Source organism: Streptomyces ficellus, from assembly GCF_009739905.1.
Classification (GTDB): domain Bacteria; phylum Actinomycetota; class Actinomycetes; order Streptomycetales; family Streptomycetaceae; genus Streptomyces; species Streptomyces ficellus_A.
Genome location: NZ_CP034279.1, coordinates 4,239,185 through 4,257,065 on the forward strand (window position 1 = coordinate 4,239,185; position 17,881 = coordinate 4,257,065).

Here is a 17,881-nt window from a genome sequence, read left to right on the forward strand (position 1 = left end):
CGCGACACACCGCACCGCGACACACCGCACCGCGCCGCAGCGCATCGCACCACTCAGCAGCAGCCGAGGAGAGCTTTCGCCATGCCCAACGAGAACGAACAGAAGCTGGCCGACTACCTGAAGCGGGTCACGGTCGATCTGCAGAAGTCCCGGCGCCGCGTCGCCGAACTGGAGTCGAGCAGGACCGAGCCGATCGCGATCGTGGGGATGGCCTGCCGCTATCCCGGCGGTGTGTCGTCGCCGGAGGACCTGTGGCGGCTGGTCGAGGGCGAGGTCGACGCGATCAGCGACTTCCCCGAGAACCGTGGCTGGGACATCGAGTCCCTGTACGACCCCGAACCGGGCAAGCCGGGGCGCAGTTACACCCGGCGGGGCGGGTTCCTGCACGACGTGGGCGACTTCGACGCCGACTTCTTCGGCATATCGCCGCGCGAGGCCACCGCCATGGACCCGCAGCACCGGCTGCTGCTGGAGGCGGCGTGGGAGGCGCTGGAGTACGGCGGGATCGACCCGCTGTCGCTGAAGGGCAGCCCGACCGGCGTCTTCACCGGCTTCTCGGGCCAGAGTTACATCGGCCTGTTCAGCGGCCCGGAGGAGCTGGGCGGCTACCTGATGACCGGCAGCCTCTCCAGCATCATGTCCGGCCGGATCTCGTACGTGCTGGGGCTGGAGGGGCCGTCGGTGACGGTCGACACGGCGTGCTCCTCGTCGCTCGTCGCCCTGCACCAGGCGGTGCAGTCGCTGCGGCAGGGTGAGTCGGAGCTGGCCCTCGTCGGCGGTGCGACGGTCGCGGCGACGCCGGGCAGCTTCGTGGAGTTCGCGCAGCAGCGGGGCCTGTCGGAGGACGGTCGGTGCCGGGCGTTCGGTGCGGGTGCGGACGGTACGGGCTGGGCCGAGGGTGCGGGTCTGCTGGTGCTGGAGCGTCTGTCCGATGCGCGGCGCAACGGTCACCGGGTGCTGGCGGTGGTGCGGGGTTCGGCGGTGAACCAGGACGGTGCGTCGAACGGACTGACGGCGCCCAACGGCCCGGCTCAGCAGCGGGTGATCCGGCAGGCGCTGGCGAGTGCGGGACTGGGGGCTGCAGATGTCGATGCGGTGGAGGCGCACGGGACGGGGACGCGGCTGGGTGACCCGATCGAGGCGCAGGCGCTGCTGGCCACCTATGGGCAGGGACGGTCGCCGGACCGGCCGTTGTTCCTGGGGTCGTTGAAGTCGAACATCGGGCACGCGCAGGCGGCCGCCGGGGTCGGCGGGGTCATCAAGATGGTGATGGCGCTGCGGAACGAGAGGCTGCCGAAGACCCTGCACGCCGAGGACCCCACCCCGTTCGTGGACTGGGACGGTGGCGCGGTCGAGTTGCTGACCGAGGCCCACCCCTGGCCGGCGGACGCGGACCGGATCCGCCGCGCGGGCGTCTCGTCGTTCGGTGTGAGCGGTACGAACGCGCACGTGATCGTGGAGGAGGCGCCGCGCGAGGAGCCGGCCGTTCGGGAACCCGCTCCGATCGGGACCGTGCCGTGGCTGGTGTCCGCCCGGAGCCCGGAGGCCCTCGCGGCACAGGCCGGACGGCTGGCCGCGTACGCGGAGGAATCCGGAGCCGACGTGCGTGACGTCGCGTACTCCCTGGCGACCGGGCGGGCGGCCCTGGAGCATCGGGCGGCCGTCGTCGGCGCCGACCGCGACGAGCTGGTCGCCGCACTGCGTGCCCTCGCTGCGGGCACCCCCTCGGGAGCCGTCACCTCGGACACGGTCAACGCGTCGGGCGGCAAGTCGGCGTTCCTGTTCACGGGCCAGGGATCGCAGCGGCTGGAGATGGGGCGTGAGCTGTACGACACGTTCCCCGCCTTCGCGGAGGCCTTCGACGCGGTCACCGCCGAGCTGGCCCCCGGGCTGCGGGACATCGTCTGGGGCGGCGACGCGGAGGCGCTGAACCGCACCGAGACCACCCAGCCCGCCCTCTTCGCCATCGAGGTGGCGCTCTACCGGCTCTGGGAGTCCTGGGGCGTACGCCCCGACGTGGTCGCCGGGCATTCGATCGGTGAGATCGCCGCCGCGCACGTAGCCGGGGTCCTGTCCCTGGCCGATGCGGCGAAGCTGGTGTCGGTGCGCGGCCGGCTGATGCAGGCCCTGTCGGCTGACGGGGCCATGGTGGCCGTCCAGGCCGCTGAGGACGAGGTGCTGCCGCACCTGACCGACCGCGTGGGCATCGCCGCCGTGAACGGACCGCAGTCGGTCGTCGTCTCCGGCGCCGAGGACGAAGTGCTGGCCGTCAAAGCGCACTTCGAGGCTCAGGGGCGTAAGGCGACGCGTCTGAAGGTGTCGCACGCGTTCCACTCACCGCTCATGGAACCGATGCTCGACGAGTTCACCCGAACCGTCACCCAGCTCACCTTCAACCTTCCGCGCATCCCGTTCGTGTCGACCCTCACCGGCACGCCGGTCACGGACGAGATCACCGACCCCGCCTACTGGGTGCGGCACGTCCGCGAAGCCGTCCGGTTCGCCGACGCCGTGCGTGCGCTGCACGGGCAGGGCGTGACCACGTTCGTGGAGGTGGGCCCGGACGCCGTCCTGACCGCCATGGCGCGGCAGACCCTGGAAGACACCGAGGTCACCGACGTCGCCGACGTCCGCTGCGTACCGAGCCTCCGACGTGACCGTCCCGAGGCCGCCGACGTCGTCACCGCCCTTGCCGGGCTCCACAACCGGGGCGTGGCCGTCGACTGGCGCCGTTTCCACGACGGCACCGGCGCCCGTGACGTGCCTCTGCCCACCTACGCCTTCCAGCGCCGCACCTACTGGTACAGCGCGGCGACCGGGGCGGGCACCGACACCGGGCGGCTGGGTCTGGACGGGCCGGGGCACCCGCTGCTGGGTGCGTCGGTGGACCTCGCGGGCGGGGAAGGGGCCGTGTTCACCGGCCGGATCTCCACCCGTACCCACCCGTGGCTCGCCGAGCACGTCCTGGACGGCGACGTCACCGTGCCCGCCTCCGTGTACGCCGAGCTGGCCCTGCACGTGGCCGACCGGTTCGCGTGCGACGCGCTGGACGAGCTGACCGTCCACGCCCCGCTGGTGCTGCGGGGCCGGCAGGCGGTCCAGGTGCAGGTCTCGGTCGGGGCGCCCGACGGGCTGGGGCGGCGGCCGGTCACCGTCCACACGCGCCCCGACGGCGACGACGGGGCCTGGACCTGCCGCGCGAGCGGCCACGTCTCGCTGAGCGGCGTACACGCCCTTCCCGTGCGGTCCTCCGGGCCGGTGGCGCAGTGGCCGCCGCGCGGGACGGAGGTGGACACGGCCGAGCTGTACAAGCGGCTCGCCGGGCAGGGTTACGGTCACGGGCAGGCGTTCCCGGTGGTCTCCGCCGTGTGGCGGGACGGTGACGAGGTGTTCGCCGAACTGGCGCCGCCGGGTGACGAGTTCGACCCGGCCGGGTTCGTGCTGCACCCGCTGCTGCTGGAGTCGGCGGTGCGGGTGGCGCTGTACGCGGGTGGCCTGGCGGGCGGGGCACCGCGCGCGGTGCGGTCCTGGTCGGGGGTGCGCGTGTTCGCCGAGGGTGCCCGGGAGTTGCGGGTGCGGGTCCGGCGTACCGGCGACGACGAGTACGGTCTCGAGCTGGCGGACGGCTCCGGTCAGCCGGTGGCGACGGTGGACGCGCTGACGCTCACCGCCGCCGACGACCCGGGGGTCGGGGCGGCCCGTGAGGCGGCGCTCGACGCGCTGTTCACCGTCGGCTGGGACCCGATCCGGCCGGCGCTGCCGACGGCGGCGTACCGCTGGGGCACGCTGGGCCAGGTCGGTGTCGCCGAGGCGCTCCTGCCGGACGCCCACCGTTTCGCCGGTGTCGCCGAGGTGGGCGAGGCGGTGGCGTCGGTCGCGCTGGACGCGGTGCTGGTGTCGTGCGCGACAGCGCCAACGCTCCCCGGGGACGGCGACGTGCTGGGTGCGGCGTACGCGCAGGTGCACGGTGTGCTGGCGCTGGTGCGGGAGTGGCTGGCCGACGAGCGGCTGACGGATGTGCGGCTGGTGGTGCTCACCCGTGGGGCCGTGGCGACAGGGCGGGGCGAGGCGCCGGACCTGGCGACGGCGGCGGTGTGGGGGCTGCTGCGCTCGGCGCAGGCGGAGAACCCGGGCAGGATCACTCTCCTCGACACGGACGGTTCGGGGTCGCCGGAGCTGCTGTCGGCGGTCGTGGCGGGCGGGGAGCCGCAGGTCGCGCTCCGGGCCGGGGGCGCGCTGGTGCCCCGGCTCGCGCGGGCCGCCGTCGATCCGGGGTGGACGGCCACACCCGCGTGGGAATCCGGCGGTACGGTGCTGATCACCGGTGGTACGGGCAGTCTGGGTGCGCATTTCGCGCGGCATCTGGTGGTCGAGCACGGTGTGCGGTCGTTGCTGCTGGTCAGCCGGCGTGGTGCGGACGCTCCGGGGGCGGGGGAGCTGCGGGCGGAGCTGGAGCGGTTTGGTGCGCGGGTCGCGGTGGTGGCGTGTGATGTGACCGACGTGGACGAGCTGGGGCGTCTCCTGGCGGGCGTTCCGGTGGACCGGCCGCTGACGGGGGTCGTCCATACGGCGGGGGTCCTGGACGACGGCCTGGTCACGGCGCTGACCCCGGAGCGGGTGGACGCGGTGTTGCGGCCCAAGGTGGACGCGGCGTGGAACTTGCACCGGCTGACCCGTGACCTTCCCGGCCTGAGGCACTTCGTGCTGTTCTCGTCCATCGCGGCGACGTTCGGCAGTGCGGGCCAGGGCAACTACGCGGCCGCGAACACGTTCCTGGACGCGCTCGCCCAGTACCGGCACGCGCAGGGCCTGCCCGCCACCTCCGTGGCCTGGGGCCTGTGGCAGCAGGAGGAGGGCGGGATCGCGGGCCACCTGGACGCGACGGACCTGGCCCGGATCGCCCGGGACGGCTACCGTCCCGTCACCATGGCGCAGGGGCCGGCCATGCTCGACACGGCCATGGCGCTCGGGCTGGCCGCGCCGGTCGCCACCCCGCTCGACCTGGCGGCCGTCCGCGCGCTGCCCGGCCCGGTCACGCCGCTGCTGCGGACGCTGGCCCGCACCACGTCCCGGCCGGCCGTGAACGGTCCGGGTGGCGCGGCGGTGGGCGTGGCCGACCGGGTGCGTGAGCTTCCCGACGCCGAGCGGCTGCCGCTGCTGCGGGACCTGCTGCGCGCCGAGGTGGCCGCGGTCCTCGGCCACGCGGACGCGGCGGGCATCGACCCGGAGCGCGGCTTCCTGGAGCTGGGCTTCGACTCGCTGACCGCGGTCGATCTGCGCAACCGGCTCAACGCGGCCACCGGGGTCCGGCTCGCCGCGAGCCTCGTCTACGACCACCCGACCCCCGGGGCGCTGGCCGCGCACCTGCTGGCGGAGCTGGTGGGCACCGCGCCGGACGTGTCGCGGGCGGTGGACTTCGAGGCCGAGATCCGGCTCGCCGACGACATCGTGCCCGCCGCCGAGGTGGTCACGGTGGCGGAGGACCCGAAGGAGGTGTTCCTGACCGGGGCGACCGGGTTCCTGGGCGCGTTCATGCTGCGGGAGCTGCTGCGGACGACGTCGGCGCGGGTGCACTGCCTGGTGCGGGCCGCCGACGCGGCGGAGGGGCTGGAGCGGCTGCGGGACAACGCCCGCTGGTACGACGCGTGGGACGAGACGCAGGCGCACCGGGTCGTGGCGGTGCCCGGTGACCTGGGCGAGCCGCGGCTCGGGCTGGCCGAGGACGTGTTCGACGACCTGGCCCGCGAGGTCGACGTGGTGTTCCACGGGGGCGCGCTGGTCAACTGGCTGTACCCGTACACGGCGCTGAAGGCGGCGAACGTGGGCGGCACCGAGGAGGTGCTGCGGATGGCGGCCCGGCACCGTACGGTCCCGGTGCACTTCGTGTCCTCGACCGGTGTGTTCGACAAGCCGGTCCGGGAGGGGGTCCCGTTGAAGGTGACCGATCCGCTGGGGCCCACGGAGGTGATGAACGGCTACCGTCACACCAAGTGGGTCGTGGAGCACATCATCGGCCTGGCCAGGGAGCGGGGCCTGCCGGTGTCGGTGTACCGGGGTGACGTGGTCTCCGGCGACCAGGAGTCCGGCGCCTGCCAGACCCGGGACTTCGTGTGGCTCAGCCTGAAGGGCCTCATCCAGGCGCGTGCGGTTCCGCGGGGCACCGACATCCTGTTCCACCTGGTGCCGGTGGACTACGTCAGCGCGGCGATCGTGGCCCTGTCGAAGAAGGCGGACTGCGCGAGCCGCACGTTCCACCTCTCCAACCCCGAGGACGTCCGGTACCGCACCATCCTGGAGCACCTGCGGGCCTTCGGGTACGAGATCGAGGAGGTGGAGTGGTCGGAGTGGCTGGAGCGGGTCCAGGGCGGCGGCGACAACGCGCTGACGCCACTGCTGGACATGTTCCGGGCGATCGCCGCCAACGGTGAGGGCGCCTATCCGCCGATCGACATGAGCGAGACGGAGGCGGCGCTGGAGGGCACCGGGATCGAGATCCCGAAGATGACCCGCGATCTCTTCGAGACGTACATCGGGTTCTTCGTCCGGGCCGGCTACCTGCCGCCGGCGCCCGCCCTCGCCCTCGCGCGGACCGGCTCCTGACCGGCACGGGCTCCTGACGGGTCTCGGAGGAGACGGAGGCCCCGGCCCCGGTGGACGAGATGTCCGCCGGGGCCGGGGCCCGTGTCGCGCCGCCGTTCAGCCGGAGACGTCCAGGTCGCGGCCGCGGACCTTGCCCTCCCACCAGCCGGCGACGACCGCGGCGGCCATCGTCGAGCAGAACAGGCCGCTCTGGTACGGCAGTTGGTGGAGGGCCAGTGACAGTGCCCCGGCGAGCAGGCCGATCGCGACCGCCCGCACGCTGGTGAAGCACGACACCACGAGCCCGATGTACGTGGCGTAGATGGCGAAGTCCAGGCCCAGGCCGTCGATGCCGCTCAGGTCCTTGCCGTAGATCCAGCCGGCCATCGTGGCCGACAGCCAGGCGGCGTAGACGGCGAGCGAGGCGGCCATCACGTTCCAGTGCTGGAAGCCGCGCGGGTCGGGGTCCTCCCGGTACCGCTTGGCGGCGAGCGCGTACACCGCGTCCGTCATGCCGTGGGCGATGGCCGCACGCCAGGCGGGGGACAGGTGCTTGACGTACGGGGAGAGGGACGCGGAGTAGAAGACGTGCCGGGCGTTGATGACCAGGGTGGTGAGGACGACCAGCGGCCAGGCGGCCCCGGCCGCGAGCATGCCGATGCCGACCATCTGCGCCGATCCGGCGTTGACCAGGGCGCTGAGCAGCATCGTCTCCAGCAGGCTCAGGCCGGACTGCTGGGACACCGCGCCGGTGAGCAACGCGAAGGGGATGGCGCCCACGACGACGCCGACGGACGACACCGCGCCCCGGCGCATCTCCCGTGCCCGGGAGGGGCGGGGGTTCACGGTGGGGGTGGAGGCGGCGGTGGTCATGGCGGGGCCGGTCTTTCGTCGGAGTGCGGTCACAGGGCCAGTCCCGTCAGGGCGAACGCGGCGACGGAACAGGCGAAGACGAGGAAGAAGCTGTCGCGCCGGACCGCGCCCACCGCGAACCCGACGAGGGCGCCCACCAGGTAGGGCGTCAGCCAGGACGGGCCGCCGCCGGTCTTCGGCGCCAGCAGCACCGACGGCACGATGATCGCCATGAGGACGGCGGGCATCACGTACGGCAGGGCCCGCTCGATCCGGGGGGAGATGGACGACGGTTCGAGGGGGCCGAAGAACGCGACGCGGACGGCGAAGGTCACCGCCCCCATCAGCGCGATGGTCACGATGGTCATGGGGTCCTCTCGGGGAGGGGCAGGAGGAGGGGGGACGGGGAGGTGGCCGCGGCGGGTCGCGCCGCGGCCACCGGTGGGGCGGGGGTCAGGGACGGTCGGTGAGCAGCAGCCCGGCGAGCAGGTCGGGCCGGGTGACGTTGAGGTAGTGGCCGCCGTGTCCGGTGACGACCGTGCGGACCCGCGGTCCGAGCTCCCGCCAGGTGTCGGCGGCGTCGGCGCGTCCGCCGGTCAGCGGGTCGTCGGTGGCGACGACGACCGTGACGGGCAGGTCGAGCGGGTGGTTGGCGAGGTCCTTCAGGGCCCGGCGGAAGCCGCGGGTCGCCTCGACCGTGTCGTACCGGAACGACGAGGCGAGGTCGGCGCGTTCGCGGGCGGACAGGGTCCGGACGTCGTCGAGGCCGGTGTTGTCGGCGAGCCAGTCGAGCACGGCCGCGTCCGTCATGCCGGTGACCTCGTTGGAGGTGTGGTCGGCCGAGTCCGTCGACTTGAGGATCTTCGAGACGACCATCAGGTCCCGGACGTCCACGCCCCGGCGGCGCAGTTCCGGCACGAGGAGCAGTCCGGTGGCCGAGCCGGCGCAGTGGCCCAGCACCGTGACCGGCACGTCGGTCCCGGTGTCCGCGGCGATCTCGTCGGCCAGGTCGGCGGCGAGCCGCTCGACCGGGACGCGCGGCCGGGCGTCGGCCAGGGTGCGCCCCGGCAGTTCGGCGCCGAGGACGCGGACCCGGCCCGCCGCCAGTTCCCGCGCGAGCGGTACGTAGCTGACGGCGCTGCCGCCCGCGAACGGCACGCACACGACGGTGGCCACCGGGTCGGCGACCTCCAGGCCGGCCGCCCGGGTCAGGTCGACCAGCAGCGGCCGGTCGCCGCCGGCCGGCCCGGCGAGGAGGCGGGCCAGGTGCCGGGGCGTGGGGTGGGCGAGCAGGTCGCGCAGCGCGATCCGGCCGTCGGAGAGCGCGGCGACCTTCATGGCGGCGATGGAGTGGCCGCCGGACTCGAAGAAGTTGCCGGTCGCGGACACGGTCGCCGGGTCGGTGTCGAGGGCGCGGGCGAACAGGGCGGCGACCTCGCGTTCCGCGTCGGTGGCCGGTGCCTCGAAGGGCCGCTCGTCCACGCTGACTTGGGTGCGTTCCAGGGCCTTGCGGTCGGTCTTGCCGTTGGCGGTGAGGGGGAACTCGGCCAGCCGGACCAGCGCCTCGGGGTGCATGTAGGCGGGCAGCAGCCCGGACAGGCCGTGCCGGAAGGCGGCCGGGTCCGGCTCGGCGGTCCCGGTGTAGTAGGTGACGAGACGCTTCTGGCCGGACACCGTGCGGACGAGGGTGACCGCTCCGGTGACGCCGTCGAGCCGCTGGACGGCGCTGTCGATCTCGGACAGCTCGATGCGGTAGCCGCGCACCTTCACCTGGTCGTCGGTGCGCCCCGCGCAGTCCAGGACCCCGCCGGGCAGCCAGCGGCCGATGTCGCCGGTGCGGTAGAGGGTCGCGGAGCGGTCGTCGAGGGTGTTGGGGCGGAAGGCGGCGGCGGTGCGGTCGGGGTCGTTGACGTAGCCGAGGCCGACGCCCGCGCCGGTCACCACGATCTCGCCGTAGCTGCCGAGCGGCCGGAGGGTGTCGTCGGGGCCCACGACGTGGATGCCGGTGTTGAGGACGGCCCGGCCGACGGGGACGCGTACGGCGTCGACGGGCGCCTCGACACGGTGGTGGGTGACGTCGTCGGACGCCTCGGTGGGCCCGTAGGCGTTGACGAGCGGGACGTCCGGGTACTGGGCGAACCAGCGGTGGGTGAGCGCCGGGGGCAGCGGTTCGCCGGTGACCAGATTGACCCGCAGGTCGGGCAGGGGCCGGGGGCGCAGGGACGTCTCGGTGAGCAGCGCGTCCAGGTAGGACGGCACCACTTCGAGGACGGTGATCCGGTCGTCGGCGACGGCGCGGAGGAAGCCGGGCACGTCGACGACGGTGTTCTGGGTGTAGATCACGGTGGACGCGCCGCGCGTCCAGGCGACCAGGAGCTGCCACACGGAGATGTCGAAGCACTGGGTGGCGATCTGGGCGACCCGGTCGCCGGGCCGGAGGTCCAGGTCGACGACCTTGGCCAGGAGGTGGTTGAGCATGCCGGAGTGGCGGATCAGGGCGCCCTTCGGTTCGCCGGTGGACCCCGAGGTGAAGATCAGGTACGCGGGGTCGGCGGGCCCGGGCCGCGGCACGGCCGCCTCACCGGGGGTGCCGGCCGGGTCGGAGTCCCCTGCCTCGTCGGGGACGAGTACCCGCACGGTCAGGCCCGCCCCGGCCAGGGCGGCCCGGTGGCGGGGCGCGGTGGCGGCGTCGGCGACGACGTACCGGCAGTCGGCGCGGCGCAGCACCTTCGCCACCCGGTCCACCGGGTGGTCGGCCTCCTGCGGCAGGTACACGGCGCCGAGCTTCAGCAGGGCCAGCACGGTGACCGCCCAGGTGACACCGCGCGGCAGGACGGTGGTGACGACGTCGCCGGGCCGGACACCCCGGTCCCGGAACCAGGCGGCGAGGTGCTCCGACCGGGCGTCGAGCTCGGCGTAGGTGAGCCGCCGGGCGCCGTGCACCAGGGCGGTGCGGTCCGGGTGGCGGGCGGCCTGGTCGGTGAACGCGTCGACGAACGTGCCCTCGGGCAGCTCGTGGACGGGCCCGGCGAAGCCGTGCAGCAGGGCCCGCTCGTCGGCGCCGAGCAGGGCGGCGGTGTCGCGCGGGGCGTCCGGGCCGGCGGTGAGCTGCTCCAGGGCGCGCCGGTAGTAGCCGCCGACGCGGGCGATGTGCTCCGCGGTGTGCGCGTCGCTGTGGAAGTGCAGGCTGAGCTGGACCTCGTCGGTGACCGCGTCCTGGGAGAACTCGGCGCGGAAGGGGAACTCGGTCTGGGCGTTGACGACGGACCGCACCAGCCCGAACCCGTCCCGCTCGGACAGGTCCTTGAGGACGTGGAAGTGGGTGAAGTTGAAGACCGTCTCGAACAGGGTCTCCTGGGTGCCCGCCGCCTTCTTGATCTCGGCCATCGGGTAGCGGCGGTGCGGCAGCATGCCCGTCTCGGCGCGGTAGACGGCCCGTACGAGTCCGGCCCAGGTGGGCGACTCGGCGAGGCCGACGCGGAAGGGCACCGTGTTGAGGAACAGCCCGGCGAGCCTCTCGCCGCCCTCCGCCTCGGGGCGGCCGGAGTGCTCGTAGCCGGTGAGGACGTCGTCCGTGCCGGCGACGAACCCGAGGACGGCGGTGTGCACGGCGAGCAGCAGCGACTTGACCGGGACGCGCAGCCGGCCGGCGGTGGCGATGACCGCCGCCGACAGCCCGGGCGGCAGGGTGACGTCGTGGATGCGGACGCCGGGCCCGTCGGTGTCGGCGCCGGGCAGGCGGGGCAGTGCCGTCTTCTCCGCGCCGTCGAGGAGCCGCTGCCAGAACCGCGCCTGCTCGCCGGAGGCGACGGCGTCGCGCTCCAGCGCCACGAAGTCCCGGTAGGACGGCCCGGATCCGGGCGCCGGGGGCGCCGTCGGGGCCGCCGCCCGGCCGTCCAGGAGGGCGAAGTAGGTGGTGAAGATGTCGCGGTGGATGGTGTTGACGCTCCACCCGTCGAGGGCGGCGTCGTGGTAGCTCAGCGAGTACTGGTAGGCGTCGTCGGCGAGCAGGTGCAGGTGGACGCGTACGAGGTCAGGGGTGCCGTACGCGAAGCCGTCGGCCAGTTCCCGGCCGGCGAAGGCGTCGAGGGCGTCGGCCTGCTCGTGCGGTGCGAGCCCGCGCAGGTCGTGCACGGTCAGCGGGGCGGGGACCCGGCTGTGCACGAGCTGGACCGGCTCGTGGAAACCGGCGAGGTGGAAGCTGGTGCGGAACACCGGGTGCCGGGCGGTGACGTCGGTGACCGCGCGGGTGAAGGTGTCGACGTCGACGCGGTCGTCGATCCGGTAGCTGAGGATGTCGTGGTACATGCCGACGCTGTCGCTGCGGGTCGCCTCGTAGATGAGCCCCATCTGGAGCCGTGACATCGGGTAGGCGTCGTCCAGCCCGTCCGGCAGGAGGTCCCGGTCGGCGGCCGTCAGGAGCGAGAACGGCTCCCGGTCCGGCCCGTCGGGGTCCTCGCCGGGGGCGTGCCCGCCGGAGGCGCCGCCCGAGGCGGCCAGCGCGGCCAGCTCGGCGACCGTGGGGTGGGCGAACAGGTCCTGGAAGGTGAAGTGGAGCCCGGCGGCGCGAGCCCGGGCGAGGACCGCGATGAACTTGATCGAGTCGCCGCCCAGGGCGAAGAAGCTGTCGTGGACGCCGATCCGCGCGGTGCCCAGGACGTCCGCCCAGATCGCGGCGAGGGTCTCCTCGACCGGGGTGCGGGGCGCGACGTGCCCGGCGGCGGACCCGGCCGCGGCCGGCCGCGGCAGGCTCTTCAGGTCCCGCTTGCCGTTGTGGTTGACCGGGATGGCGGGCACCTCGACGAGGGCCCGCGGGACCATGTACGAGGGAAGTTCCGCGGCGAGCGCGGCGCGCAGCGCGTCCTCCCGGTAGCCGTCGCCGGGCACGACGTACGCGACGAGGGAGCGGTCGCCCGCCGCGTCCTCCAGGGTGGTGACGGCGCAGTCGGTGACGCCCGGGGCGGCGGCGGCGACGTGCTCGATCTCGCCGAGCTCGATGCGGTAGCCGCGGATCTTCACCTGGGTGTCGATGCGGCCGAGGTACTCGATGGTCCCGTCGTCGAGCCGGCGGGCCAGGTCGCCGGTGCGGTAGAGGCGCCCGGTGGGCTCGAAGGGGTTCGGCAGGAACCGTTCCGCGGTCAGCTCGGGGGCGTTGAGGTAGCCGCGGGCGAGTCCGGTGCCCGCGATGCACAGCTCGCCGGGCGTGCCGACCGGGGCCTGGCCACCGTCCCTGGTGCGGACGTAGAGGCGGATGTTGTCGATGGGGCGGCCGATGGGGACGGTACGGGTGGTGTCGATGTCGGCGCAGGGCTGGCTGGTGACGTCGACGGCCGCCTCCGTCGGCCCGTAGAGGTTGACCAGGTCGGCGTGCGCGCCCAGGTGCCGGGTGAAGGCCTGGACGTGGGTGACGGCGAGCGCCTCACCGCTGGCGAACACCCGGCGCAGCGAGGTGAGTTCCGGTGCGTCGCCGGTGGCGGCGGTGTACTGGAGGAAGGCGTGCAGCATCGAGGGGACGAAGTGCAGGGTGGTGACGCCGTGTTCGGCGATCCGCCGGGCGATCAGCTCCGGGTTCCTCTCGTCGCCGCTCGGCAGCGTCACCACGGACGCGCCCGCGAACGACCACCAGAAGATCTCCCACACGGAGACGTCGAAGGTGAACGGCGTCTTGTGGAGGATCGTGTCACCGGGGCCCAGCGGGTGGGCGCGCTGCATCCACCACAGCCGGTTGACGATGGCCCGGTGCTCGACCATGACGCCCTTGGGGCGGCCGGTGGAGCCGGAGGTGTAGATGACGTACGCGAGGTGGCCGGGGCCGCTCACGGCCGGCAGGTCGGTGCCGTCCTGGGCGGCGATCGCCGGGTCGTCCACACGGAGCGTCTCCCGCCCGGGGGCGGCCGGGACGACCGGCGCCGTCCCACCGTCGGCCAGGACCAGCCCGGTGCCGCTGTGTTCGAGGATGTACGCGATCCGGTTGGCCGGCAGGGTCGGGTCGAGCGGCAGGTAGGCGCCGCCCGCCTTGAGCACCGCGTACACCGCCACGAGCATCTCCGGCGAGCGGGGCAGGCAGACGCCGACGACGTCGTCCGCGCCGACCCCGCGGGCCCGCAGGACGCGCGCCAGCCGGTTGGCGGCCGTGTTCAGCTGGGCGTACGTGAGCGGCCCGTCGGCCACGGCGACGGCGTCGGGGGTGGCGGCGGCGCGCTCCTCCAGGAAGCCGTGCAGGGTGCGGTCGGCCGGGAACGGGGCGTCGGTCGCGTTGAACCGGGTGGCGACGGCGTCGAGTTCGGCGTCGGTCGGGGCGAGCAGCGGGCCCACCGGCAGGGCCGGGTCGGCGAGCAGCGCGTCCAGGACGCGGACGAAGCCGGCGGCCAGCCGCTCGGCGGTGGCGGCGGAGAACAGCCGGGCGTCGTAGGACACCGCCAGTTCGTCCGGGCCGCCCTCCGCGGTCGTGCGCAGGGCGAACAGGAGCGGGCAGCCGCGCTCTTCGGCGTCCTGCCCGGTGAGGTCGCCATCGAGCGCCAGCATCAGGTCGCCGGGCCGTATCTCCTCGGCGTCCAGCCACGCGCCGAGCGGGATGTCCAGGTGCGCGAGGCCCTCCAGGTAGGCGGTGCGGACCGCGCCGAGCAGGTCCCGGCCGGTGGTGCCGGGGCGGACCTCGGCGGCGACCGGCAGGGCGACGCCCCGCGCGGGGGCGGGCAGCAGGACGGTGACGTCGGCGCGGTCGGTGGCGCGGGCGGCGAGCACGGCGAGGGCCGCGCCGCCGAGGACCCGCAGCAGCGCCGGGTCGCCGCCGGTCAGGGCGCGGGCGGCGGTGGTGGCGCGGCCGGGCAGCGGCAGGGTGACGACGGGGCGGGCGCCGGTGTGCCTGCGGGCGTGGTCGCGCACGAGCACGGTCGGCTCGGCGAGCACGGCGGGGTGCTCCTGCCAGAACCGCAGCTGGTGGGGGTGGGCGTTGAGGGCCGACTGGAGTGCGAGGGCGTTGCTCATGGTCCGTCCTTGGGCTGGCGGGTTCAGCGGTTCAGCGGTTCAGCGGTTCAGAAGGCGAAGGTGGCGGCGGTCGCGGCGGGCGCCGCCGGCGCGGGCGGGGCGGCGGGCGGGAACACCGGCCGGTCCGGGTGGTGGAGGAGTTCGTCCAGCGCGGCGACCACCCGGTCGAGCAGGAACTCGGCCGACGACGGGTCGAACAGGTCGGTCGCGTACTCGAGTTCGAGGACCGTGCCGTCCGGCCGCTCGTACGCCTGGAGGTTCAGGTCGAAGCGGCAGGTGCCCTGGTGGAGCAGGGAGACCTCGACGCGCCGGCCGTGCGCGCGGAAGCGGTGGAAGCCGATGTTCTGGAGGGCGAAGAAGGCGTCGAAGAGCGGGTTGCGCGAGGGGTCCCGCTCCGTGACGACCTGCCGGACCAGCCGCTCGAAGGGGTAGTCCTGGTGGCACAGCGCCTCCTGGTGCCGGCCGGCGGCGCGGCGCAGGACGTCGGCGAACCGGTCCTCGTCCGTCAGCCGCAGCCGCAGGGGCACGGTGTTCACGAACATGCCGACCAGCCGGTCGAGGTCGGGGTGGGCGCGGCCGCTCATGGGGCAGCCGACGACCAGGTCCCGCTGCCCGGTGATCCGGCCGAGCGCGGCGGCGTACGCGGTGAGGAGCACGCCGAACGCGGTCACGCCGTGCCGCGAGGCGCTGTCACGGACGGCGTCGCCGCGGGCGGCGCCCAGCGGCCGGCGCACCACGCCGCCGCGCGTCGGGCGCACCGGCGGGCGCGGCCGGTCGGGGCGGACGCCGAGGGGGGCGGGGGGTTCGGCGAACACGTCGAGCCAGTACCGCTCGGCGGGGTCGAGCGCCCCGGAGCCGAGGCGGTCGGCGAACCACTGCGACGCGTCGCCGTACCCGGTGGGCAGGGGCGGCGGTGCGGTCCCGGCGTACAGGTCGAGGAGGTCCTCGACCAGGACCGCGAGGGACATCCCGTCGAAGACGATGTGGTGCGCGTCCAGGTAGAGCCGGTCGCCGTCGGTGCCCGGCACCAGCAGGGCGCGCAGCAGCGGTGGCCGCTCCAGGTCGAAGGGGCGCACCAGCCGCTCCAGGGCCTCCGCGTCGGTGGGCACCTCGTCCGCGCCGGCGGTGGCGACCGTGACGTCCGCGGTGGGCGCGTGGACCTGGCGGACCTCGTCCGCGTCCAGCCGGAACCCGGTGCGCAGCGCGTCGTGGCGGGCGACGAGTTCGCCGAGCGCCGCCGCCAGCCTCCCGGCGTCCAGGCCGGGCGCGACGTCGAGCCGGAAGGGGATGTTGTACGCGGTCGACGACGGGTCGGTCCGCCACAGGGCGTACAGGGCGCGCTGCTGGGGGTGGAGGGCGGAGGTGCGGCGCCCGGGGTCGTGGGGGAGGGGGGCGAGTTCGGTGGGTTCGGTCGCGGCCACCTCCCGTGCGACGGCGGCCAGAGTGCGGGCGGCGAACAGCCGGGCGAGCGGGAGCGCCACCCCGGTCGCCCGGTGGATGCGGCCGGCGAGCGCGCCGGCGGTGATGGACGTGCCGCCGAGGTCGAAGAAGTCGTCGTCGGGGTGGATCGTGCCCGCGTCCAGGTGCAGTACGTCGGCCCACAGCCCGGCGACGCGGTCCTCCAGGGCGGTGCGCACGGGCGGTTCGCGGTGGTCCTCGCGGGCGGTGGGCCGCGGCAGCCGGGCGGTGTCGACCTTGCCGTTGGCGTTCAGCGGGAGGGCGGGGACGGCGACGACCCGGTCGGGGACCAGGTAGCCGGGCAGCGCGCGGCGCAGGGCGGCGCGTACGGAGTCCTCGTCGGCGGGCCCGTCGAGCACGGCGTACGCCACCAGCCGGCGGCCCGTGCCGTCTCCGGCGCCCGTGCCGTCTCCGGTGACGACCGTGTGCGCGTCGCGGACGCCGTCCGTCTCCAGCAGGGCGGTGGTGACCTCCTTGACCTCGACCCGGTGGCCGCGGATCTTGACCTGGTCGTCGGTGCGGCCGTGGAAGGACAGCACGCCGTCGGTGCCGGCGCTGACCAGGTCGCCGGTGCGGTAGTGAAGGGTGCCGCCGATGGTGACGAACCGTTCGGCGGTGAGGTCGGGCCGCCCCAGGTAGCCGCGGGCGAGGCCGCGGCCGGCGGTGTACAGCTCGCCGACCTGGCCGGGCGCCACCGGGCGGCCCTCCGCGTCGAGGACCTGGACGGTGGTGCCGCTGACGGGACGGCCGATGGGGATGGCGGTGCGGTAGTCGCGTTCGACGGGGAACACGGTCGTGAACGTGGTGTTCTCGGTGGGCCCGTAGCCGTTGAGGACGCGCAGCCGCGGGCAGGCGGCGCGGAGCAGCGCGATGTGGCGGCAGGAGAGCACGTCGCCGCCGACCAGGAGGGTCTCCAGCCCGGCGAAGAGCGTGGGGTCCTCGTCGACGAGCTGGTTGAACAGGGGCGCGGTGAGCCACAGGACGGTCGTCCCCGCCTCGCGCAGGGCCGCCTTGAGCCGGGCGGGGGTGAGCAGGACGTCCTGGTCGACGAGGTGCAGGACGGCGCCGTTGAGGAGCGCGCCCCAGATCTCGAAGGTGGCGGCGTCGAACTCCAGGGCGCCGGTGAGCAGGAAGCGGTGGCGGTCCGAGAAGTCGAACCAGTCGGCGTCGCGGACGAGCCGTACGACCCCGGCGTGCTCGACCATGACGCCCTTGGGGCGGCCGGTGGAGCCGGAGGTGTACATCACGTACGCGAGGGGCGAGCCGTCCCCGGGCTCTCCGGGGGCGTCGGGCGGCGCGGCCGCCGTCAGGGCCTCCAGCTCCCCGAGTTCGAGCAGCCGGGTCCCGTCGGGGACGGCGCCCGCGAGATCGCCGGGCGTGCCGGGCCCGCAGAGCACCAGGGGCGGGCGGGCGTCGTCGAGGAGGCGGGCGATCCGCTCGGCGGGGAAGGCCGGGTTGACGGGGAGGTAGGCGCCCCGGGCGAGGACGACGCCGAGCATCGCGACGACCGCGTCCACGGAGCGGGGGAAGGCCAGCGCGACGAGCGTCTCGTCCTCCACCCCGAGGGACCGGAGCCGCCCGGCCACGCCCCGGGCCCGGTCCAGGAGTTCGCCGTACGTCAGCCGCTGCTCGCCGTGCACCAGGGCGGGTGCGTCCGGGGTCCGTTCGGCCTGTTCGGTGAAGAGCTGGTCCATGCGCTGGTCGAGAGGGGATGGACGGTGATCTGGCATGGGCGGTCCCTACCTCCGGCGGTACGTATGACACCGAAAACAATAGGGAGCGTTCTGTATTTTTCTGCGCCCCGCGACTCCCGCGGGCGCCACTTTGCCAACTCGGTCTCCCCGGCCGCCGGGTGGCGATCCGTCATGTGTGAGCCATCTGGCAGTAAGAGAACCGCGTAGGTGGTTTGTTTGACTCGGCCTCGTGGTGGCAAACTGGCCTATCGGGCGGGGATCAAGCCGAATCGCCGGTGCTTTTGCGCCCCGTTGACAAACCAAGAGGTTGG

The 17,881-nt window shown here is 74.3% G+C and carries 4 protein-coding genes and 1 pseudogene; 1 reads left to right on the forward strand and 4 read right to left on the reverse strand.

Annotated features, from left to right (window positions below; translation table 11 throughout):
- Window positions 1-93: 93 nt before the first annotated feature.
- Window positions 94-6,600 (forward strand): annotated as a pseudogene (locus EIZ62_RS19065) (thioester reductase domain-containing protein); the annotation flags it as partial.
- Window positions 6,601-6,696: 96 nt separating this feature from the next.
- Here EIZ62_RS19065 and EIZ62_RS19070 read toward each other — a convergent pair.
- From EIZ62_RS19070 to EIZ62_RS19085, 4 genes are all read right to left on the reverse strand, one after another.
- Window positions 6,697-7,452, reverse strand: a complete 756-nt coding sequence (locus EIZ62_RS19070) for an AzlC family ABC transporter permease (protein ID WP_156693862.1) — start codon at window positions 7,450-7,452, stop codon at window positions 6,697-6,699.
- Window positions 7,453-7,481: 29 nt separating this feature from the next.
- Window positions 7,482-7,799, reverse strand: coding sequence for an AzlD domain-containing protein (locus EIZ62_RS19075; RefSeq protein WP_156693863.1), 318 nt, complete (start codon window positions 7,797-7,799; stop codon window positions 7,482-7,484).
- A gap of 85 nt (window positions 7,800-7,884) precedes the next feature.
- On the reverse strand, window positions 7,885-14,418 hold the full coding sequence (locus EIZ62_RS19080) for a non-ribosomal peptide synthetase (RefSeq protein WP_156693864.1): 6,534 nt from the start codon (window positions 14,416-14,418) through the stop codon (window positions 7,885-7,887).
- A 47-nt stretch (window positions 14,419-14,465) separates the two neighbouring features.
- On the reverse strand, window positions 14,466-17,606 hold the full coding sequence (locus tag EIZ62_RS19085; protein WP_156693865.1) for a non-ribosomal peptide synthetase: 3,141 nt from the start codon (window positions 17,604-17,606) through the stop codon (window positions 14,466-14,468).
- Between the last annotated feature and the right edge of the window lie 275 nt (window positions 17,607-17,881).

Bases quoted from the DNA above. Each gene is read 5' to 3' on its own strand.
- EIZ62_RS19070 (WP_156693862.1), bottom strand. From the start codon at position 7,452: ATGACCACCGCCGCCTCCACCCCCACCGTGAACCCCCGCCCCTCCCGG.
- EIZ62_RS19075 (WP_156693863.1), bottom strand. From the start codon at position 7,799: ATGACCATCGTGACCATCGCGCTGATGGGGGCGGTGACCTTCGCCGTC.
- EIZ62_RS19080 (WP_156693864.1), bottom strand. From the start codon at position 14,418: ATGAGCAACGCCCTCGCACTCCAGTCGGCCCTCAACGCCCACCCCCAC.
- EIZ62_RS19085 (WP_156693865.1), bottom strand. From the start codon at position 17,606: ATGCCAGATCACCGTCCATCCCCTCTCGACCAGCGCATGGACCAGCTC.